Origin of the sequence: Streptomyces sp. NPDC048255, from assembly GCF_040652415.1 — a bacterium.
In the GTDB taxonomy this organism is placed as follows: domain Bacteria; phylum Actinomycetota; class Actinomycetes; order Streptomycetales; family Streptomycetaceae; genus Streptomyces.
The window spans coordinates 36883-57046 of the sequence record NZ_JBEZMA010000025.1 but is presented as its reverse complement, the minus strand read 5'-3'; the positions used below and the strand labels follow the sequence as shown (position 1 = coordinate 57046).

Here is a 20164-nt window from a genome sequence, read left to right as displayed (position 1 = left end):
AGCAAGGAGACAGACCGAAATGATCGAACGAGTCCGAGCCGTCCTCGTCACTGCGGACGACACGATGCTGGTCATCCGCCGCACCAAGCCCGGCATCCCCGTGTACTGGGTACTGCCCGGCGGCGGCGTCGAACCCAGTGATGAGTCGCGGGAGGCCGCCCTTCACCGGGAGATCCACGAGGAGATTGCGGGGAAGGCCGACATCGTCCGACTCCTTCACACGATGGAGTCCGAGGACGAGCGTCAGCTCTTCTACCTCGCCCGCATCGCCACCTGGTCCTTCGAGGACCGCTCCGGGCCCGAGTTCAGTGCCGAGGGCCGCGGCGAATACGCGCTGGAGGAAATCCCGCTGACCGTCGAGGGGCTCGACGGAATCGACCTCAAGCCCGAGGAGATCGCCCACGTCCTCCGGGGTGCCATCGACGCCGGCACCGTTCGGGCAGAGGCTGCGAAGTAGCCGCCCGGCTTTGTGAACTTGCCGTCGGGACCAACGCTGAAGTGCATCGGTCCCGACGGCGCCTACGGCGTGCGGCTGCTGCAGGTTGCTGTGAGCTGCTCGCGTTGGGACGGACGCAGTGTGTTGGCACGGGCCAGACGGCGGGCGTTGGCCAAGGGATCTCAACACGCAGAAGCCCTTTATGGCGAGCCGGCGGCTCGCCCCGAGGCGGTGTCAGTGGGGGCCTTTATGCTGGTCGGACGGGGTGCAGGGAAGGTGTCTGGGGGGACGTCATGCCTGAATGGCTGCTCGCTGTGCTTATTCCGGTCGGTCTGCTGGGAGTGGGCGCGTGCGCCTTTTTGGTTTGGGCGGCGCTGGGTACGGAGAGGCCGGTGGAGCATCACTCGTCGATGCCCAGCAGCTGGGAGGGGCCTGAGGGATGAGGTCGAGGACGGGCGGGGGCCGGCTTCCGTGACGCGGAAGCCCCCAGAAGCGCCGAAATGAGGGACCCGTAATCTCCCGGGGCCAGCGGTCGGTCTCAGCCAGCCCCTGCTGGTTCAGGACCGTGGGCATCGAGGTGACTGCTGCCACTGCCAGTCAGTACCTCCGCGCCCCCACTTACAGTGAGCGTTTTCAGCTTCGCCACCCCAGGGTGACGCCGTGGCCCTCGCTTGAGTCCTGGAAACTCCTCGGCTGGGCCCGCCGGGCGCAGTGGGTCGTCTGTGAAGAGTCGCAGGCGTCACTTTGCTGAGGGGCCGACCCTGCGCTTCGGGGCGGAAGACGATCGTGGGGAGGGATGGAACACACGCTCGAAGTACCATCCCTGCAAGGTTCTCCGGCCGGTACTTCTCAACCTCCGCAGTGGCGTAGTCGGACGGAGACATCCCTGTAGAGAGGACAGAGGACAGAGGGCGATGAGTGTGACTGAGAGTTGGTCGCGTGTGATGAGTCTTCTTCGGGAGCACGCGCCGGCCGATCACGCAGATCTGCCAGGGCCCGCTACGGAGCAGATTCTCGCGGCAGCCGAGGAACGGATGGGGATCTCCCTGCATGGGGACCTGCGGACGTGGCTGTTGCAGAACAATCTGGATCTGCGAGAGGAAGACGTCGACGACGACGTGATGTGCTGCGGCTTCGACGGGTTCCCCGACGAGGGAAGCTTCTTTCTGGGCATCCGGGCGATGGAGAGGCTCTACGCGAACCGCTCCACGTCCTGTGGATTCGACCCTCCGGACCAGCCGGACTACCCGTTCTGGCGTAACGAGTGGATCCCGTTCCTGTCAGACCAGGACGGCTGGATGGGAAAGTTCATCGATATGCGGGACGGGCGCGTCGGCCGCTGGTTCGTGGGTGACCCCACGGTTACGGGCGAGTACGAGTCGATGGCCCAGTATTTCGACTCCGTGGCGAAGACGCTGACGAGGATCGCCGATGGAAGCTCCCCGGTCTGTCGGTTCACCGAAGGTCGACTTGTCTGGTCGTGAGCCGGTTCCCAACTGGATGACGGCCATTGCCAAGCTGCCCTCACCCTGGAACGGCAATGAGATTCATCAGCGTTGACGTTCCAAGGTGAGGATGGCTGCGGCAATGACGGTCATCCGGTTGGGGCTGCAGCGGGCCTGGCGGGATCGGCCACGACCTGTACGTTCACGCCGTGACGGCGGTGCTTCTGAGGGAAGTCGGCCCGGCTGTCGCCGACCCGGTCGCACTCGGCGAGCGTCCCGTCGAGCAGGACGTGATCGGGATCCGTCTCGCGCAGGACCCGCAGCAGGCCGGGTGCCCGGCGGGACAGGTGACCGACGACGGCCGTGACGTAGGCGTGGGCGGTCCCGACGGATATGCCGAAGCCGGCGGCGATCTGCGTGAGCGTGTCGTGCCGGCGCAGGTAGACCAGGCCGACGAGGGCGCGCTGGTGGGGTGGGAGCTTGCAGCGTCGGTCACCCTCATGGGTGACGATGAGCATGGATACCCACTCGACCAGAGCGTGCGGCAGGTCGAGTGCAGCAGGCCGGGGCACCAACGAGGCTCCTGTGCTGTTGAGTTGAGACGTCGAGCATCTCTCTCAACGGCACGGGAGCCTTGTGAGTTGCGGAACGCTGGCCCGTCACCCAATCAGTGGCCACTCTGAAAGATTGCAGTGAGCGAGTGCGGATGATCGGGTCCGTCAAGTCGAGGCTCTCGGCGTCGCGCTCCAGCACGCCCTCGGTCCGCATGATTGGCTGGTCGCCAGGCCGCAAGTCCTGCGTCTGCACGCGGTAGGTGTTGGCCTGTGAGGGATATGCGTTGAAGCCGAGCGGCCGGTCGACTTTCGGAACCGGCAGCTGCAGGATGGTCCTCACTGTGCCGAGCGGCTTGAACGACGTCCCCCGTTCCAGCTCCCCGACCAGTTGCAGATGACGGACGGTCATCACGCCTTCAGGCGACTGGTCCTTTGGGGCAAGCACCCTTTGCGCGGACTGGGTGGAGCCTAAACCAACCCTTGATCGAAATGGCCCTCCAGCTCCGTCACCGAAGGAGGCTGGGCCGCCCGGCCGCGGTCGTGGAAGCCAGGGCGAGGACGGCGGTGTGGTGCCCTTCATCCAACCGGCGGATACGGACGGCAACGGCGGGGTGCGAAGGGATCGGCCGGCCCGGCCGGGCGTGAGCCGCCGATCCCGCGGGCTTGCGGGTGCCGTCCGGGCCGTCCGGCCCCGTCCCCCCCTTGGTGACGGGCTTCCTCGGGGCTGCGCCGTACGCCGGCTGCGGCGAGGACGGCGCCGATGACACACAGGACGCCGGTTACGAGCGCGGCGGCGTGCACTCCGTTGGTGATCGTCGGCTCCGGCGCGGGCAGGCAGCTCCTGACCTGCCATTGTGGTGAGGCCGCTTGCCGGAGGGCCGCGCCGACGGCGAACAGCGCCGCAACGTACACGACCGCGGGGTCTCCGAAGCCCGCGAAGGCCTGGTCGGCGGAGATCAGGCCGACCGCGTACACGAGCAGGGCGGAGCCGAGCGCGACGATCTCCGCGCCGTCCACCCCACGGGCTCGCGAAGCGGCACGGCCTCATCGTGCCGGGGTGAAGCCGCCCCAGACCGAGAGGGCGCCGCGGGGACCGTCGGCGTCGACGCGGTACCCGTCGTGCTCGACCTCGCGTGCGCCGGCGGCGTGGTTGTACTGGCCGGCGAAGACGTGCTGTCCGGCCGGTACCGTGCGGCCCGGCTTGAGTATCCAGCGGTAGACCACTGCTCCGCCCTCGTTCTGCACGGTGACGGTGAAATCCTCGGCGGGCAGCGTCCGCCAGCTGCCGGTGCTCTGCACTGCGCCGGTCTGCGTGATGCGCAGTTCCACGGTGAGTGCGGTGAGCGGGTGGGTGGACTTGAGGGTGATGTTGCTCTGCGCCCAGAAGCTGTTGCTGTTCGTGCCCAAGGAGCCGGCCGACGACAGAGGCCCGTCCTGGACGTGCGCGTTGCCGGGCCGGGCCGAGCCCGCGGAGCCTGACGCCGAAGGGCTGGGGCCCGTCGGGGACGAACGGTCCGGCGTGGTCGGGCGGCCGGTGGTGGGCGCCGATGGTGTCGACGGTGTCGGCCGGGGAGTCCCGGACGGCGCGGACGGCGCGGCGGGGGTGGCCGAGACGTCCGGCCGGGCCGGCGGTGACTGGACGATGGCGGCGACGGCGAAACCACCGACCGCCAGAGTGCCGACCGCGGTGAGGGAGGCGAGCGCGACTCTGGGCCAGGGCCTCGCGCCGGACGGCTCGCGGTGGAGGGCGGGGGCTCCGGACATGCCGCGTTCCACGCGTGCCAGGATCCGGGCGCGGTCGGGCTGATGGGCCTCGGCGGCTGCGCGCAGCCGCTCGGTGAGCTCCTCGTTCAACGACTCCTCCTCCCCGCCAACAGTTCCCCGGCTGATCCCGTGCTGTCCAGCATCCGTTCCAGTTCGGCCATCCCCTTCGAGGTCTGGCTCTTCACCGTACCGACCGATATTCCGAGCGCCAGCGCGGTGTCCTTCTCCGACAGGTCGAAGGCGTGCCGCAGGACCACGCATGCCCGCTTCCGGAACGGCAACCGGGCGAGAGCGGTCCGCACGTCCACCACGGCGGCCACGTCCGGACCGTGCAACGGCTCCGCACCGCGGGACCAGAACAGGGCGATCCGGCGGCGCTCGCGCACCGCGCTGCGGATCCGTGACCGTGCCAGGTTGGCGACCACGCCACGGGCGTAGGCGAGCGGGTACTCGGCCTGGCGCAGCCGGTCCCAGCGCTGCCACAGTGCGATCAGGGCGTCCGCGGCCAGATCGTCGGCGCCGTCCGCCTCGCCCGTCAGGAGATGGGCGAACCGGGCGAGTTCGGCGTAGTGGCGTTCGAAGAAGTCGTGGAACTCCGCGGACGCGTCATCGAGGACCATGTCCGGCAGTCGCCCCTTCCGCAAATGTGTGCGCTAACATCCGGGCGGCAGCGTACCAGCGCCCGGTTTGACCAGGGCGCGCCGATGCGGCGTACCCGGCTCCGCCACCCCGCCGCGGTGAGGATTCAGTGCGCGGCGAACTGGACCCGGGTCGGTTGTGCGACGTTCGGCAGCAGCGCGGTCCCGTCGACCGTCAACTGCTCTCCGTAGATGTCGGTGATCCTCATCGCGCCGCCGCACCCACCGCCGTCGGCGGAGAGGAAGTAGTTGTAGTCGGTACGGGGCAGCCTCCGCCAGCCCTTCTCGGTGCGTACCTCCAGCCGCGCGACCGGATTCCGGTGGTCGATCACCTGGATGCCGCACCAGTGGGGGCTGGACCCGGTCTTGTACCGGATGGAGAGCGCGCCGGACACGTGGGGGCTCAGCAGGCTCCAGGTGATCGGGATGCGGCCGAGCTTGGGGTCGGCCAGTTCCGCGAAGGCCTGTTCGCTGAGGTCCAGTTGTCCGGGTGCGCAGGGCAGCGGGCATTCGTTGGTGATCCGAACCGTGATCGAAGTGCCGTTCGCGGCGCGGACGCGCACATACGCGCCGCACGCCCTGGACGACTCGTAGTCGGTGGTGTTCATTGCCGCGATCATGAGGTTGTCGCTCGGGCCGAACAGGCAGGCGCCGTTGCCGTCGCCGGCAGCGTATGCGGTGGCGACGCCCTTGTAGGTGGTCCCGGGCTGGATGCGTCCTGCCGACGGTGCCGGGGTGGACGCCGCCGGTGGGGTTTCCTTCGCCGAAGGCCGTGGCGTCTCCGCGGTGGTCGTGGCGACGGCCGCGCTCGGGGTTGCCGCGGCATGCGAGTTCGCCGGGGGCGCGGGGCTCGTCGGGGCCGAGGGCGTGGCTCCCGCGAGGGTGGCGGCGGGGGCGGCCACGTCGGCCGCAGCGTCGGCCCCGGCCCCGGCCCTGGACTTGGGGCCGGGGAGCATGGCCGTCACCAGGCAGAAGAGGACGCCCGCGGCGGTCAGTATCACTGCCGTCCCCAGCATCAGCCTGTGTCTGCGCCTGCGCTGCCGCGCGGCCTGCCGTGCAGTCTGCATGTCCGTCCGTTTCGAAGATCTGAGTCGAGGTGCACTGCCTGGTCGCCGCAGGGCGCGAAAAGGTTGCCGACGGTGGGAAGCAGGCGCGCGGCGGGTCCTTCAGCGCGGCCGGACAGCGGTGCCCCGAATAGGTCCGCTCACTGAGCAAGGGAGTGCGGGGAAACGGGCTGGCGGCGCGGATGCCGCGCGGAGAGGCTCCGAGCGCGCGGCGACGAGCCTTGTTGAACGCCTGGAGGTCGGGAATGCCGACCGACGCGGCGACGGCGGGGACGAAGAGGGCGGTGGCCTGCGGGAAGTGGCGCGGCCGTGACCGCCGGATGAGCGGCCTGCGTGTTCCGCTCCCTCGCGGGCGCGAGCCGGGTGACCCGCCACAAGGCGGCCCACGCCTCCGCCGCGGCCCGTGCCGGGCTATGTGGACAGGCGGCCAGTGCATGCCGCAACTGGACAGTCAGCCAAGTGTGTTCGGGGCCCGCGTCCTGGAACGCCGGGACGCTGTGCGGAGTTCCACCTGAACCCAGACGGAGGTGGACGTAGAGGTGTGAGGACCGGCCCCGGCAGCGATAGCGGACCTCGGCGCCGGGCAGTACGAGGCTGACCCGGCCGGGGCGGATCGCGCACTCCGTGCCGTCCACCGTCAAATCGGCCTCGTAGTCGTACAGATGGAGCTGCCAGAGATCCGGCAGGGAGAACACGTCCACGTGGCCGGCCGGGCCGTGCACGCCGATGCCGACGGCGGTGAGAGCGGGGGGCTCGTCAAGGTGGGCGAGTGCCGTACGACGGCACGGGCCGCACCTCACCGACCACGGGCGACAGCGACGAGCCGCCGTACGAGTCGGGGGTGGCGGCGCTCCGGGCGGGCCGGCGGCTGATCCAGGCCGCTCAGCTGATCCCGCCGTACCCGGGTCATGAGTACGACGTCTCCTTCCTCAGGCACGAGTTCTTCTTCGAGTGGATCGTCGACGCGCGAGCGGAGCCACGGGAGGCGGGCTCCCGGTAGGCGGGGCACCACCCCTCCTCGTGCGGGCGGCGGCGCCGAGCCGAGGAGGGGCGAGGTCAGGCTCCGGCCTTGCGCTTGTTGTAGACGTCGAAGCCGACGGCCGCCAGCAGTACCAGGCCCTTGATCACCTGCTGGTAGTCGGTACCCACGCCGACCAGCGACATGCCGTTGTTCAGTACGCCCAGCACCAGACCGCCCGTGAGCGCGCCGATGACGGTTCCCACACCGCCGCTCGCGGAGGCGCCGCCGATGAAGGCGGCGGCGATCGCTTCCAACTCGAAGTTGATGCCGGCCTGCGGGGTACCGGCGTTGAGTCGCGCGGCGAAGACCAGCCCGGCCAGGGCCGCGAGGACGCCCATGTTCACGAAGGCCAGGAAGACGACCCGCTTGCTCTTCACCCCGGACAGCCGCGCCGCCGCCTCGTTGCCGCCGATGGCGTAGGTGTGCCGGCCGAGGATCGAGTTGCGCATCACGTATCCGAAGCCGACCAGCAGGACGCCGAGGATCAGCAGGACGATCGGCGCCCCGTGGTAGCTGGCCAGCAGCAGCGTGAAAGCCACCACGGCCGCGGTGATCGCGCCGAGCTTCACCAGGAACAGCCCGGCCGGGAGCGGTTCCAGCCCGTACGAGGCGGCCCGCCGCCGTCCGCGCACCTCCTGCAGGATCGCGACGGCCAGCACCGCGAAGCCCAGTAGCAGGGTGAGGTTGTGGTAGTCGGTGCGGGGGCCGACCTCGGGGAGGAAGCCGCTGCTGATGTTCTGGAAGCCCTTGGGGAACGGCGCCACCGACTGGCCCTGCAGGAGGATCTGGGTCCCACCGCGGAACAGCAGCATGCCGGCCAGCGTGACGATGAACGAGGGGATTCCGAGATAGGCGATCCAGAAGCCCTGCCAGGCTCCGGCGAGGGCCCCGATCAGCAGCGCGGCCACCAGCGCCACGGGCCACGGCGCGTGGTGTTTGACCATCATCACCGCGGCGGCCGCCCCGACGAAGGCGGCGAGCGACCCGACCGACAGGTCGATGTGCCCGGCGATGATGACGATCATCATGCCGATGGCCAGGATGAGGATGTAGCCGTTCTGCTGGATCAGGTTGGTGATGTTGAGCGGCTGGAGCAGGATGCCGTCCGTCCAGAACTGGAACAGCAGCACGATCAGCGCCAGCGCGAGCAGCATCCCGTACTGGCGCAGGTTGCCGCGCAGCGCTCGGGCCAGTACGGCACCGGCTGACGGTCGTTGGCCGCTCTGTGGTGTGCGGGGCGTGGTATCTGGGGTGGTCTTGGTCTGGGCCATGCCTCACACCTGCTTGTCGGGGTATGCCGCGCTCATGGTCATGAGCCGCATGAGGGATTCCTGGGTGGCTTCCGCGCGGTTGACCTCACCGGTGATCCGGCCTTCGGCCATGGTGTAGATCCGGTCGCACAGGCCCAGGAGTTCGGGGAGTTCGGAGGAGATGACGAGTACCGTCTTGCCCTGGGCGGCGAGTTCGGCGATGACGGTGTAGATCTCCGCCTTGGCGCCGACGTCGATGCCCCGGGTGGGCTCGTCGAGGATCAGCACCTCCGGCTCGGCGAAGATCCACTTGCTGAGGACGACCTTCTGCTGGTTGCCGCCGCTGAGTTTGCCGGTCTCCGCGAACACCGAGGGGGCCTTGATGTTCATGGTCCGCCGGAACGATTCGGCGATCCGCGCCTCCTCGTGCCTGTCGACCCAGCCCCGCCGGGCGACCTTGCCGAGGGCGCTCAGCGAGATGTTCCGGCTGATGTCGTCGTTGAGGTTGAGGCCGAGCTGCTTGCGGTCCTCGGTCACGTAGGCGATGCCGTGCCCGATCGCCTCCGGCACCGTCCGGGTACGGATCTCCCGGCCGTGCAGCCGCACCCGGCCGCCGGTCCACCGCCCGTACGAGCGGCCGAAGACGCTCATGGCCAGTTCGGTGCGGCCGGCGCCCATGAGGCCGGCGATGCCGACGATCTCGCCTCGACGGACGTTGAGCGAGACGCCGTCGACCACCTTGCGCCGGTGGTCGATCGGGTGCTGGACGCTCCAGTCCTCGATCTCGAAGGCGACCTCGCCGGTCTCCGCCCCTGGTGCCGAGTAGGGCTGCCGGTCGGGGTAGCGGTGTTCCAGGTCGCGGCCGACCATGCCACGGATGATCCGCTCCTCGGAGATGCCCTCGGGCCCGATCGCGATGGTCTCGATGGTCCGCCCGTCGCGCAGGATGGTGACGGCGTCGGCGACCCGGGCGATCTCGTTCAGCTTGTGCGAGATGAGGATGCAGGAGATGCCCTGGGCCTTGAGTTCGAGGATCAGGTCGAGCAGCTTGCGGCTGTCCTCGTCGTTCAGGGCGGCCGTCGGCTCGTCCAGGATGAGCAGCTTGACCTTCTTGGCGAGCGCCTTGGCGATCTCGACCAACTGCTGTTTGCCCACGCCGAGGTCGGCGATCCTGGTGTGCGGGCTCTCGTCGAGTCCGACCTGCCGGATCAGTGCGGCGGCGTGGGTCAGCGTCTTGTGCCAGCTGATGACGCCCCGGGTGGCGTGCTCGTTGCCGAGGAAGATGTTCTCGGCGATGGACAGGTAGGGCACCAGCGCGAGTTCCTGATGGATGATCGCGATGCCGCGCTGCTCGCTGGCCCGGATGTCCCGGAACCGGCAGGGCTCGCCCTCGAAGTAGATCTCGCCCTGGTAGCCGCCGTGGGGGTGGACCCCGCTGAGTACCTTCATCAGCGTGGACTTGCCCGCGCCGTTCTCACCGCAGACGGCGTGCACCTCACCCGCGGCGACGGTCAGGTTGACCTCGGAGAGGGCCTTGACGCCGGGGAACGTCTTGCTGATCGACCGCATCTCGAGAACGGGTCGGGCCATGGTTGTGCATCCGTATCGTCGGGGCGGTGCGGCGGCGGCCGGTCTCCCGGGCGTCGCACCGCCGTGTCGTCGTCGCCGACCCGTCGGCCGGGCGCCGTGGGCTACTTGAGCTGGTCCGCGGTGTACTGGCCGCTGTCCACCAGGACCTTCTGGTAGTTCTCCTTGTCGACGCTGACCGGCTGGAGCAGCTGCGCCGGTACGGTCTTGACGCCGTTGTCGTACTGGGTGGTGTCGTTGACCTCGGGCTTGCCGCCGGTCAGCAGCGCGTCACCCATCTGGACCGCCGCCTTGGCCAGTTGGCGGGTGTCCTTGTAGACGGTCTGGGTCTGCTCGCCCGCGATGATCGACTTCACCGAGGCCAGCTCGCCGTCCTGGCCCGTGACGACGGGAATCGGCTGGCCGGCGCCGTAGCCGACGCCCTTGAGTGAGGAGATGATGCCGATCGAGATGCCGTCGTACGGCGAGAGCACGGCGTCGACGCGTGCGGCGGTGTACGACTTGCTCAGAAGGTTGTCCATCCGGGACTGGGCGAGACCGCCGTCCCAGCGCAGCGTGGCGATCTGATTGAAGGAGGTCTGGCCGCTCTGCACGACCAGCTTCTTGTCGTCGATGTACGGCTTGAGGACGCTCATCGCACCGTTGAAGAAGAACGTGGCGTTGTTGTCGTCCGGTGAGCCGGCGAACAGCTCGATGTTGAACGGGCCCTTGCCGTCCTTGAGGCCGAGCTTGTCGACGATGTAACTGCCCTGGAGGACGCCGACCTTGTGGTTGTCGAAGGTCGCGTAGTAGTCGACGTTCCCGGTGCCGCGGATCAGCCGGTCGTAGGAGATGACGGGGACGTGCGCGTCGGCGGCCTTCTGCAGCACGTTGGTGAGCGAGGAACCGTCGATGGCGGCGATCACCAGCAGCTTGGCGCCCTTGGTGATCATGTTCTCCACCTGGGAGACCTGGTTCTCCACGACGTTGTCGCCGTACTGGAGATCGGTCTTGTAACCCTTGGCCTGGAACTCCTTGACCATGTTGTTGCCGTCATTGATCCAGCGCTCCGACGACTTGGTCGGCATCGCGATGCCGACGAGGCCGCCTTTGGCCTCCCCGCCACCCCCGCCCTCGCCTGCTCCGTTGGCGCTCTGGCCGCAGGCTGCCAGCGACAGCGTGAGGCCCAGGGTGACAAGGCCGGCTGAAAGCTTCCGCACAGTTCCTCCAGTGATGTTCCGCGACCGGCACGGTGCGACCCGGTTGGGAGAAGCCGGAAGCGGTCGAGCGGGGCCGGCCGGGAGTCGTTTCCTCGCACTGTGTGAAGTCCGGGTTCGCGGCGGCTCCGGCCTGGCGATACCTGAGTGTTAACGCTCACAAGTGGTCCGTCAAGGGTCTGTTCGGATCGCTGTCGGGGCATACTTCCGGCGTGCGGGAGCGGATGCGCGCGGAAATTCCGGGAGCTGGACCACCGGCCCGACCCCGCTGCCCGTGTTCTGGTCACCCGCAGCTCGCACACCCTCGGCGTGGTCGGCTTCGACTCGACCCCGCCGTTCGGCCAGGGCCTGGAAGACGTCGACGTGATCGCGTACCGGATCTCCGCCGTCAGTGCGGCGGCCGGCGCGCCAGTTCTGTGCCCCGCGCCGCGGTCGGTTCCAGCAGCCGGCCGAGGGTCCCATGGCCTCGCGACTCGGTCGCTTGTAAGACGACGTCGGCTGCGGGAACAGTGTGACGACGAGCTGGCGGAGGGAACCGTGCCCGAGCTGTCCCGCCGCGTCATGAACGACGAGACAGAACTGCCCGGTCTCCTCCTCAACCACGGCCAGCCCGTCGCATACCTCACAGGCCGGGCCGTCCACCAAGCGCCCACCCCCTACCGGGGCGAGGACGAGCCCGACGCCCGCGACGCCTTCATCATCGCGGACCAGGCCCGCGTCCGCCGCGGCGTGAGCATGTTCCGGCCCGGCGACGACATTGCCCTCGACCTGCGGGTTCTCACTGCACGGCGTCTGGGCGTGGTCCACGACCGGAGCCGCCGGATCAACCGCCTGGGGGCCCAGCTCCTGGAGTTCTTCCCTGTACTGGAACGGGCCCTGGACCTAACGAAGAAGGGCCCGCCATCTTGCTGACCGCCTACCGGACCCCAGCCGCGATCCGCCGCATGGGTGTCGGGCGGCTGGAGGCATGGCTCCGTAACCGTAAGGTCGGCGGGGCGGCCGCGCTCGCAGCCCGGGCCGTGGAAGCTGCCCAGAACCAGATGACCGCCCTGCGAGGCGAAGAGCTGGGCACCGAGCTCGTCGCCCGCGCGGTAGCCGCCCACAGCGACGAAGTGGCCGAACTCGACGGCCGAATCGAAACCCGGTTCCGCCGGCACCAGGACGCCGAGGTCATCCTCGCGATGCCCGGCATGGGACGCACTCTTGGAGCGGAGTTCGTCGCCGCGACCGGCGGTGAACTCACCGCCTTTGCCGGCCCCGACCGCCTGCCCGCGTTTGCCCGCCTGGCACCCGTCCCCTGGGACTCCGGGACGGTCAGCGGGACCTGCGCGGACGCCGCCGCTACCACCGCGGCCTCCAGCGGAACCTCTACCTCTCCGCGCAGGTCAGCGTATTCTTCTGCCCGGTCTCCAAGGCGTAATGCGACCGGAAGGGGAAGGAAGGCAAAGGGCACAGCGAGCAGTTCTCACCCTCGCTCGGCGCCGCGGCAATGTCCTCTGGGTCGTGATCCGCGACCACGCGCCCTTCCAGGCCGCCCCAGTTCGCGGCCAGAGCCGTTTGGCTTCAGGTGGGCAGTGCGGTCCCGTTACGGGTCGAGGTCGACTTGCTGGGCCTCGACTTCATCAGCTCCCCTTGCGGTTGACCGTCCTGATGTTGTTTCAGTGATCCGACGGATTCTTGCAGAAGATCTTGACAGTCGCTCAGGCCCCTGGTCTCCTGCCTCCAACGCCCATGTGCGAGCTGCAAATTGTTAGCGCTAACAATTCTCCGGCGTCCCCCACCACCCTCAGGGGCCACACCTTGTCGCCGCTCCGCCGCTGCGACGCGCCGTGCAGCCGGATCCGCAGGTGCCGAGGGCAGGTCGCCCCTGCCCAAACCGTGTGACAGCTCATCCGGTCACAAAGGAGATCTCAAATGCGCAGACAAAGTTCCAGCCGCAGCCGCCTGCCCGCGGTGCTCGCCGCCGTGGTCGCGGCCCTGGCCGCGTTGGCGGCGCTGCTCGTCGCCGGCCCGGCTCAGGCGGCCACCACCAGCGACTTGCGCGGTGTTGCTTCCGGCCGCTGTCTCGATGTGGCGGGCTTCAGCCAGTCCGACGGCGCAAACGTGCACATCTGGGACTGCCACGGTGGAATCAACCAGCAGTGGACGTTGACGGACAGCAGCCAGCTGACCGTGTACGGCAACAAGTGCCTGGATGTCCGGGGCGGCGCCACCACGTCCGGGACCCCGGTGCAGATCTGGACGTGCAACGGCAGTGAGAACCAGCAGTGGCGGGTGAACTCCGACGGCACGATCGTCGGCGTGCGGTCCGGGCTGTGTCTGGAGGTCTCGGGCTGGGGCACGGCCAACGGCACGGGGGTGCAGACCTGGTCGTGCCACGGTGGCAGCAACCAGAAGTGGACCGGCCTGTCCGGGGTGAGCAACGCGTGTGCTCTTCCGTCGGCCTACCGGTGGACCTCGACGGGTCCGCTGGCGCAGCCGGCGAACGGGCAGCTGGCGCTGAAGGACTTCTCCACCACCACGTACAACGGCAAGCACCTGGTCTACGCGACCACCTCCAACGGAACGGCGTGGGGCTCGACGGCGTTCAGCCCCTTCACGAACTGGTCGGACATGGGGGCGGCCACCCAGACCAGGATGAACGAACCCGCGGTGGCGCCGGAACTGTTCTACTTCGCGCCCAAGGACGTCTGGGTGATGGTGTCCCAGTGGAGTCAGTGGCCGCTCTACTACCGCACCTCCAGCGACCCCACCGACCCCAACGGCTGGTCCGCCGCGCAGCCGCTGTTCACCGGCAGCCTGCCCGTGGGACCCGGGGACCGGAGGGACGCCCCGATCGACCCGACCATGATCGCCGATGACCAGAACATGTACCTGTTCTTCGCCGCCGACAACGGCAAGATCTACCGGGCGAGCATGCCGATCGGGAACTTCCCGGGCAACTTCGGCTCCTCGTACACGACGGTCATGAGCGACGCGACGGACCTTCTGTTCGAGGCGCCGGAGGTCTACAAGGTCCAGGGCCGGAACCAGTACCTCATGATCGTTGAGGCGCAGGGTTCGAACCGCTACTTCCGCTCGTTCACCGCCTCCAGCCTGGACGGTCCGTGGACCGTCCAGGCCGGCAGCGAGAGCAGCCCCTTCGCGGGTCAGGCCAACAGCGGTTCCACCTGGGCCAAGGGCGTCAGCCACGGTGACCTGGTCCGCAACAACCCCGACCAGACCATGACCATCGATCCCTGCAACCTGCAGTTCCTCTATCAGGGCCTCCCCACCACCACACCGGAGAACACCGACTACCTGAAGCTGCCGTACCGGCCGGGTCTGCTCACCCTGCAGCGCTGACCCGTCTGAACCACGGCGCTCGCGATGTGGTGCGTTCCGCCGACGCGCAGCCGAGCGGTTCATGGCGTGGGCAGCTCCACCTGCTGACCCGTGCTCACCGCACCGAGGAACCCCAGCCGCGCATCGGCTGGGGTTCCTCATCCTGTACCGGTGGCCAAGGCGTAGCGGAGCCGGGCCGTGGAACGTCACGGCCCGGCTCGTGGGCACACCGGCTCAGCGGGCTCCGAGGAGGTGTTCGAGGGCGAGCTGGTCCAGCTGTTCGAAGGCCATGCCGCGGCGGGCGGCGGCATCGACGTCGAACTCGTCGAAGGCGGACCGGTCGGCCAGGAGCCCGGCCAGGCCGTCCTCGGCGGTGGGGAGGGCGAGTTCGGGCAGTCGGGAGGCGGCGAGCGCCGCCCGGACCTCCGGATCGGCCCGGAAGGCACGGGAACGCTCCGCCAGGAGCAGGTAGTTGCGCATGCAGGCGGCCGCCGAGGCCCAGACGCCGGCGGAGTCCTCGGTGCGCGGCGGCTTGAAGTCGAAGTGGCGGGGGCCGTCGTAGCCGGCCGTCTCCAGCAGGTCGACCAGCCAGAAGGCCTGGCGCAGGTCGCCCGCGCCGAAGCGCAGGTCCTGGTCGTACTTGATGCCGGACTGGCCGTTGAGGTCGATGTGGAACAGCTTGTCGTGCCACAGGGCCTGGGCGATGCCGTGCGGGAAGTTCAGCCCGGCCATCTGCTCGTGGCCGACCTCCGGGTTGAGGCCGACCCGCTCGGGCCGCTCCAGCTCGTTGATGAAAGCCAGGGCGTGGCCGATGGTGGGCAGCAGGATGTCGCCGCGCGGCTCGTTGGGCTTGGGTTCGATCGCGAAGCGCAGGTCGTATCCCTGGTTCTCGACGTACTCGCCCAGCAGGTCGAAGGCCTCCTTCAGCCGGTCGAGGGCGGAGCGCACGTCCTTGGCCGCGCCCGATTCCGCGCCTTCGCGGCCGCCCCAGGCGACGTAGACCGAGGCGCCGAGTTCCACGGCCAGGTCGATGTTGCGGATCGTCTTGCGGAGCGCGTAACGGCGCACGTCCCGGTCGTTCGCGGTGAAGGCGCCGTCCTTGAACACCGGGTGGGTGAAGAGGTTGGTGGTGGCCATCGGGACCTTCAGCCCGGCCGTGTCGAGTGCGGTGCGGAAGCGCTTGACCGCCTGCTCGCGGGCGGCCTCGCCGGCGCCGAAGGGGATCAGGTCGTCGTCGTGGAACGTGACGCCGTAGGCGCCGAGCCCTGCCAGCCGCTCCACGCTCTCGACGGGGTCGAGGGCGGGTCGGGTGGCGTCGCCGAACGGGTCCCGCCCCTGCCAGCCGACGGTCCACAGGCCGAAGGTGAACCTGTGCGCGGGGGTGGGGACGAGCGGGTCGCTGGTCATGGGGCGCTCCGGATCTGGGCCGAGGGCTATTTGTAATGGCGAAAAACAAATTAGTATGCGGACACGCCAGAAGGAACCCCACCGGAGGAAACGCATGTCTGCTCAGCGTGTCGTGATCGGTGTCGACAGCTCGACCCAGGCCACCAAGGCCCTCGCCGTCGACCTGGACACCGGCGCCGTCCTGGGCGAGGGCCGCGCCGCTCACACCGTCAGCGCGGGCGCCGGACGCGAGAGCGACCCCGAACAGTGGTGGCGGGCGCTCGGCGAGGCCATGGCGGGCACCGGCTGGGCGGATCGCGCCGCCGCCTGCTCGATCGCCGGCCAGCAGCACGGTCTGGTCACCCTCGACGCGGCCGGACGGCCGGTGCGCCCGGCGCTGCTGTGGAACGACGTCCGCTCCGCCCCGCAGGCCGCCGAACTCGCAGTCGCGTTCGGTGCGGCAGAGCTCGCCCGCCGCACTGGAAGCGTCCCCACGGCCGCCTTCACGGCCGCCAAGTGGGCCTGGCTGCACACGAACGAGCGCGCCGCCGCCGACCGCGTGGCGGCCGTCCGGCTTCCCCACGACTTCCTGACGGAGCGCCTGACCGGTGAGGCGGTGACGGATCGCGGAGACGCGTCGGGAACCGGCTGGTGGGGCCCGGACGGCTACGACACCGACGTCCTCGGCCGGATCGGCCTCGACCCCGGGCTGCTGCCACACGTCCTCCCGCCGGGCGCCCTGGCGGGCGTCGTCCGGGCCGGGATGCCACTGCGCGAGGGCGCGCTGGTGGCCACCGGGACCGGTGACAACATGGCCGCCGCCCTCGGCCTGGGCCTGACCCCCGGACGTCCGGTGCTGAGCCTCGGTACCTCCGGCACCGTCTACGCCGTCGGCCGGACCCGGCCCACCGACCCGGGCGGAACCGTCGCAGGCTTCGCCGATGCCCTCGGCAGCTGGCTGCCGCTCGCCTGCACGCTCAACTGCACCGTCGCCGTCGACCGCTTCGCCGCCCTCGTCGGCCGCGACCGGGAGGACGTCGAGGGAGGCGGCACGGCGGTGGTGCTTCCCTACCTGGACGGCGAGCGCACCCCCGACCTCCCGGGTGCTTCCGGCCTGGTCCACGGCCTGCGCCACGACACCACGCCGGGCCAGCTGCTCCAGGCCGCCTACGACGGCGCCGCCCAAGCCCTGCTCACGGCCCTGGACGACGTGCTGCGTGTCGGAGGCGAGAACCCCGCCCCCGACGAACCACTGCTGCTGATCGGCGGCGGAGCCCGCGGGAGGGCCTGGCAGCGGACCGTCCTTCGGCTGTCCGGCCGTGCGGTCCAGGTGCCCGAGGCCCGGGAACTGGTCGCGCTCGGGGCCGCCGCCCAGGCTGCCGCACTGCTCACGGGTGAGCCCGCCGACGCCGTCGCCCGGCGCTGGCGGACCGCCGGGGGCCGGGTGCTGGAGCCCGTACCCCGTGACGACGACACGCTCGAACGGATCACCAGTACGCTGCGGCGGGCACGGGCCTTGCAGGAGGTCATGCCGGGAGAGCGATAGGAGGGTCGGGCCGATGACGGGGACCGGCAGGGGGAGCGGGGGCACGGAGGCCGCGCCCGCCTCGCAGCAGGGGATGCGCCGGCGGAACCTCGCGGTGGTGATCGGCGTGGTCGCCGCGCACGGCCCGCTCTCCCGGGCGGACGTGGCCGGGCACACGGGCCTGACCAGGCCGGCCGTCTCCTCCATGGCCGACGAGCTCATCGGTCGAGGAGCGCTGACCGAGACGGAGACCGCGCCCAGCGGACGGGTCGGCCGCCCCGGACGGGCGCTGGCCCTGAACGATCGGGGTCCCGCGGGCCTCGGCCTGGAGATCGGCGTCACCCATCTCGCCGCGTGCGTCGTGGACCTGCGCGGTGAACCCCGGGTCTGGCGTCGCGTGGAGCGGGCCAACGCGGGCCGGCCGGCCGGAGAGGTGCTGGCGGAGGCCGCCGCGCTGGGCGCCGAGGCGGAGTCCGAGGCCGCGGCCCTCGGCCTGCGCGTCGAGGGCCGCGTCCTGGCCGTGCCGGGGGTGGTGCCGAACGAGCCGGGCGGACTGGTCGCGAACGCTCCCAACCTCGGCTGGCAAGCCGTCCGCCCCGCCGACCACTGGCCCGACCCCGACACCGCGCCCGAGCCGGAGAACGAAGCCAACCTCGGGGCGCTGGCCGAGCAGTGGTACCAGGGAAACCCCGCCGAGACCTTCGTACACGTCTCCGCCGAGGCCGGAATCGGTGCCGCACTGGTCATCGGCGGGCAGCTGTTCCGGGGCGCCCGCGGCTTCGCGGGCGAACTCGGCCACCTGCCCGTCCACCCGGAGGGCGCCCGTTGCGCCTGCGGGGCGCGCGGTTGCCTGGAGCAGTACGCGGGCGAGGCGGCCGTGCTGCGGGAGGCCGGGCTGGGACTCGTCGGCGAACCGGTGGCCCTGCTGGCCGAGCGGGCAGCCGCCGGGGACGCGGCGACCCTGCGCGCCCTGGACCGCGCAGGACGGGCCCTGGGCCTCGCCCTCACCTCGGCGGTGAACCTGATCGACCCGGACGGCCTCGTTCTGGGCGGCGCCTACGCCGAACTCGCCGACTGGCTCCTCCCGTCCATACGCGCCGAACTGGCCGCCCGGATCACCGTCCGGCCCTGGAACCCGGAGGCGGTGCGCCCCTCCGCCCTGGGGCGCCGCGGACCGGTGCTGGGCGCGGCCTGGTCGACCGTCCGAGAGATCATCGCCGATCCCACTCGCCTGCCGGCCCGGTAGTGCTGTGACCGCGTGGGTTCGCCGGGCTGGTGGCCGCCGTTCCCCGGTGCACCGGGGCGGTCAGTCGTCGATCGCGCTCGCAGCGAGTCGCCGCTCGGACAGGCGGCCGGCCACTGCTCCACGGCCGTGATGTGGACGGTCGCGGCCGGTGCCAGGCTGCGCGGACCGTGCCGGGCTTCAACTGGTTCACAGTCCCAGTGCCAGCCGGTAGTAAGCCTGGTTCCAGCGGAGATCGCGCCGGAACTGCTTCGGGGTGGTGGTCTCGTCGATGAGGACGAGCTCCAGGCGGAGCATTTCCGCCAGGTCGTCGAGGTGGTCGGAGGTCAGGGCGGTGCTGAGGACGGTGTGGTGCGGTCCTCCGGCCGTCAGCCAGGATTCGGTGGAGGTCCGCAGGTCGGGGTGGGGCCGCCAGACCGCGCGGGCGACGGGCAGTGCGGGCAGCGGGTGAGGGGGTGCCACCACGTCGATGTCATTGGCGATCAGGCGGAAGCGGTCGCCGAGGTCGGCGAGCCCGACCACCACGGCCGGGCGGGGTGCCGCGTCGAACACCAGCCGCACCGGGTCCTCCCGCCCGCCGATGCCGAGTGGGTGGATCTCGCAGCTGGGCCTGGAGGCGGCGATGGTGGGGCAGACTTCCAGCATGTGCGCGCCGAGGATGAGCTCGTTGCCGGGTGTCAGGTCGTAGGTGTAGTCCTCCATGAAGGAGGTGCCGCCCGGGAGGCCGGCGGCAGCCACCTTGAGGGCGCGCAGCAGGACGGCGGTCTTCCAGTCGCCCTCTCCTCCGAAGCCGTACCCCTGGGCCATGAGCCGCTGGACCGCGAGGCCGGGCAGCTGGCGCAGTCCGCCCAGGTCCTCGAAGTTGGTGGTGAAGGCCCCGAAGCCGCCCGTTTGGAGGAAGGTGCGCAGGCCGGCTTCGATGCGGGCCGCGTAACGCAGCGCGTCGTGCCGTTCGCCGCCCGGTCGCAGTTCCGGCGCCAGGTCGTACAGGTCGGCGTACTCCTCGACGAGGGAAGCCACGTCGGTCTCGTCCGCGCTGTCGACGACATTCACCAGGTCGTTGACGCCGTAGGTGTTGACGGAGACGCCCAGGCGCAGCTGGGCCTCGACCTTGTCGCCCTCGGTGACGGCCACGTCGCGCATGTTGTCGCCGAAGCGGGCGACCTTGAGGGTGGCCAGTTCGGATCGTGCGGCGGCCGCCCGCGCCCAGATCGCGACGCGTGCGCTCGTCTCGGGATCGGTGACGTGGCCGGCCACCGTTTTGCGGGGTACGCCCAGACGGGTCTGGATGTGCCCGAACTCACGGTCTCCGTGGGCAGCTTGGTTGAGGTTCATGAAGTCCATGTCGATGGTGTCCCAGGGCAGGGCCACGTTCGACTGGGTGTGGAGGTGCAGCAACGGCTTGCGCAGCGCGTCCAGTCCGGCGATCCACATCTTGGCCGGCGAGAAGGTGTGCATCCAGGCGATCAGCCCGATGCACCGGTCGTCGGCGTTCGCGTCGAGGCACACCCGGCGGATGGCGTCGGCGTCGGTCAGTACCGGCTTCCACACCACGCGCGCGGGAATGCCGGAGGCGTCGGCCAGCGCGGCGGCGATCTGCAGCGACTGTTCGGCGACCTGCTTCAGCGTCTCCTCCCCGTACAGGCCTTGGCTGCCGGTGAGGAACCAGATTTCCTGGGCGGGAGATGTTCGGCTGGGCACATGGACTCCTGAAGGTGACGTCCCGCAACG

16 protein-coding genes and 2 pseudogenes are annotated in these 20164 nt (G+C 70.0%); 8 read left to right on the top strand and 10 right to left on the bottom strand.

Annotated features, from left to right (window positions below; all coding sequences use genetic code 11):
• Positions 1-19: 19 nt before the first annotated feature.
• Both AB0D94_RS20715 and AB0D94_RS20710 read left to right on the top strand, forming a co-directional pair.
• Positions 20-457 carry an NUDIX domain-containing protein gene (locus AB0D94_RS20715; RefSeq protein WP_362053778.1) on the top strand — a complete coding sequence of 146 codons (438 nt, stop codon included), beginning with the start codon at positions 20-22 and terminating at the stop codon, positions 455-457.
• Positions 458-1350: 893 nt separating this feature from the next.
• Complete coding sequence (locus AB0D94_RS20710; RefSeq protein WP_362053775.1) at positions 1351-1920, top strand: SMI1/KNR4 family protein; 570 nt, start codon at positions 1351-1353, stop codon at positions 1918-1920.
• Between the two features lie 140 nt (positions 1921-2060).
• On the opposite strand, the pseudogene AB0D94_RS20705 reads toward AB0D94_RS20710, so the two are convergent.
• From AB0D94_RS20705 to AB0D94_RS20685, 5 genes and pseudogenes are all read right to left on the bottom strand, one after another.
• A pseudogene (locus tag AB0D94_RS20705) lies at positions 2061-2456 on the bottom strand (transposase family protein); the annotation flags it as partial.
• A gap of 555 nt (positions 2457-3011) precedes the next feature.
• Positions 3012-3452 (bottom strand): hypothetical protein, encoded by a 441-nt coding sequence (locus AB0D94_RS20700; RefSeq protein ID WP_362053772.1) that lies wholly within the window; start codon positions 3450-3452, stop codon positions 3012-3014.
• A 27-nt stretch (positions 3453-3479) separates the two neighbouring features.
• Complete coding sequence (locus AB0D94_RS20695; RefSeq protein WP_362053769.1) at positions 3480-4289, bottom strand: hypothetical protein; 810 nt, start codon at positions 4287-4289, stop codon at positions 3480-3482.
• Positions 4286-4819, bottom strand: a complete 534-nt coding sequence (locus tag AB0D94_RS20690) for a SigE family RNA polymerase sigma factor (protein WP_362053766.1) — start codon at positions 4817-4819, stop codon at positions 4286-4288. The genes AB0D94_RS20695 and AB0D94_RS20690 overlap by 4 nt, the downstream gene beginning before the upstream one ends.
• Positions 4820-4944: 125 nt before the next feature.
• The gene (locus AB0D94_RS20685) at positions 4945-5838 is read right to left on the bottom strand and encodes an expansin EXLX1 family cellulose-binding protein (protein WP_362053763.1); all 894 of its coding nucleotides are present in this window, start codon (positions 5836-5838) and stop codon (positions 4945-4947) included.
• A gap of 838 nt (positions 5839-6676) precedes the next feature.
• On the opposite strand from AB0D94_RS20685, the pseudogene AB0D94_RS20680 reads away from it, so the two are divergent.
• Positions 6677-6901, top strand: a pseudogene (locus tag AB0D94_RS20680) (hypothetical protein); the annotation flags it as partial.
• 56 nt (positions 6902-6957) lie between these two features.
• On the opposite strand, the gene mmsB reads toward AB0D94_RS20680, so the two are convergent.
• The 3 genes from mmsB to chvE all read right to left on the bottom strand — a co-directional run bounded on the left by mmsB (position 6958) and on the right by chvE (position 10958).
• A complete protein-coding gene (mmsB, locus tag AB0D94_RS20675) occupies positions 6958-8193 on the bottom strand; it encodes a multiple monosaccharide ABC transporter permease (protein WP_362053760.1) in 1236 nt (411 codons plus the stop codon).
• A gap of 3 nt (positions 8194-8196) precedes the next feature.
• Positions 8197-9762: a multiple monosaccharide ABC transporter ATP-binding protein gene (gene mmsA, locus AB0D94_RS20670; RefSeq protein WP_362053757.1), complete on the bottom strand. Its 1566-nt coding sequence runs from the start codon at positions 9760-9762 to the stop codon at positions 8197-8199.
• 101 nt (positions 9763-9863) lie between these two features.
• The gene (gene chvE, locus AB0D94_RS20665) at positions 9864-10958 is read right to left on the bottom strand and encodes a multiple monosaccharide ABC transporter substrate-binding protein (protein ID WP_362053754.1); all 1095 of its coding nucleotides are present in this window, start codon (positions 10956-10958) and stop codon (positions 9864-9866) included.
• Between the two features lie 534 nt (positions 10959-11492).
• On the opposite strand from chvE, the gene AB0D94_RS20660 reads away from it, so the two are divergent.
• The 3 genes from AB0D94_RS20660 to AB0D94_RS20650 all read left to right on the top strand — a co-directional run bounded on the left by AB0D94_RS20660 (position 11493) and on the right by AB0D94_RS20650 (position 14300).
• Positions 11493-11867 carry a transposase gene (locus tag AB0D94_RS20660; protein WP_362053751.1) on the top strand — a complete coding sequence of 125 codons (375 nt, stop codon included), beginning with the start codon at positions 11493-11495 and terminating at the stop codon, positions 11865-11867.
• A gap of 32 nt (positions 11868-11899) precedes the next feature.
• Positions 11900-12709, top strand: a complete 810-nt coding sequence (locus tag AB0D94_RS20655) for a transposase (RefSeq protein WP_362053902.1) — start codon at positions 11900-11902, stop codon at positions 12707-12709.
• Between the two features lie 160 nt (positions 12710-12869).
• Positions 12870-14300 (top strand): non-reducing end alpha-L-arabinofuranosidase family hydrolase, encoded by a 1431-nt coding sequence (locus AB0D94_RS20650; RefSeq protein ID WP_362053748.1) that lies wholly within the window; start codon positions 12870-12872, stop codon positions 14298-14300.
• 213 nt (positions 14301-14513) lie between these two features.
• Here the strand turns inward: AB0D94_RS20650 and xylA are convergent, their stop codons facing one another.
• On the bottom strand, positions 14514-15686 hold the full coding sequence (gene xylA / locus AB0D94_RS20645; protein ID WP_362053745.1) for a xylose isomerase: 1173 nt from the start codon (positions 15684-15686) through the stop codon (positions 14514-14516).
• Positions 15687-15780: 94 nt separating this feature from the next.
• On the opposite strand from xylA, the gene xylB reads away from it, so the two are divergent.
• Together xylB and AB0D94_RS20635 are read left to right on the top strand one after the other, a co-directional pair.
• Positions 15781-17211, top strand: a complete 1431-nt coding sequence (gene xylB, locus AB0D94_RS20640; protein ID WP_362053742.1) for a xylulokinase — start codon at positions 15781-15783, stop codon at positions 17209-17211.
• A gap of 13 nt (positions 17212-17224) precedes the next feature.
• Positions 17225-18436, top strand: a complete 1212-nt coding sequence (locus AB0D94_RS20635; RefSeq protein ID WP_362053739.1) for an ROK family protein — start codon at positions 17225-17227, stop codon at positions 18434-18436.
• A 186-nt stretch (positions 18437-18622) separates the two neighbouring features.
• Here the strand turns inward: AB0D94_RS20635 and araA are convergent, their stop codons facing one another.
• Positions 18623-20134, bottom strand: a complete 1512-nt coding sequence (araA, locus tag AB0D94_RS20630; protein WP_362053736.1) for an L-arabinose isomerase — start codon at positions 20132-20134, stop codon at positions 18623-18625.
• Positions 20135-20164: the final 30 nt, after the last annotated feature.

What these genes read in the sequence shown, in the direction of transcription:
- AB0D94_RS20710 (WP_362053775.1), top strand. Translation starts at nt 1,351, where the DNA reads ATGAGTGTGACTGAGAGTTGGTCGCGTGTGATGAGTCTTCTTCGGGAG.
- xylA (WP_362053745.1), bottom strand. Translation starts at nt 15,686, where the DNA reads ATGACCAGCGACCCGCTCGTCCCCACCCCCGCGCACAGGTTCACCTTC.
- mmsA (WP_362053757.1), bottom strand. Translation starts at nt 9,762, where the DNA reads ATGGCCCGACCCGTTCTCGAGATGCGGTCGATCAGCAAGACGTTCCCC.
- mmsB (WP_362053760.1), bottom strand. Translation starts at nt 8,193, where the DNA reads ATGGCCCAGACCAAGACCACCCCAGATACCACGCCCCGCACACCACAG.
- xylB (WP_362053742.1), top strand. Translation starts at nt 15,781, where the DNA reads ATGTCTGCTCAGCGTGTCGTGATCGGTGTCGACAGCTCGACCCAGGCC.
- AB0D94_RS20715 (WP_362053778.1), top strand. Translation starts at nt 20, where the DNA reads ATGATCGAACGAGTCCGAGCCGTCCTCGTCACTGCGGACGACACGATG.
- AB0D94_RS20690 (WP_362053766.1), bottom strand. Translation starts at nt 4,819, where the DNA reads ATGGTCCTCGATGACGCGTCCGCGGAGTTCCACGACTTCTTCGAACGC.
- AB0D94_RS20655 (WP_362053902.1), top strand. Translation starts at nt 11,900, where the DNA reads ATGGGTGTCGGGCGGCTGGAGGCATGGCTCCGTAACCGTAAGGTCGGC.
- AB0D94_RS20635 (WP_362053739.1), top strand. Translation starts at nt 17,225, where the DNA reads ATGACGGGGACCGGCAGGGGGAGCGGGGGCACGGAGGCCGCGCCCGCC.
- AB0D94_RS20650 (WP_362053748.1), top strand. Translation starts at nt 12,870, where the DNA reads ATGCGCAGACAAAGTTCCAGCCGCAGCCGCCTGCCCGCGGTGCTCGCC.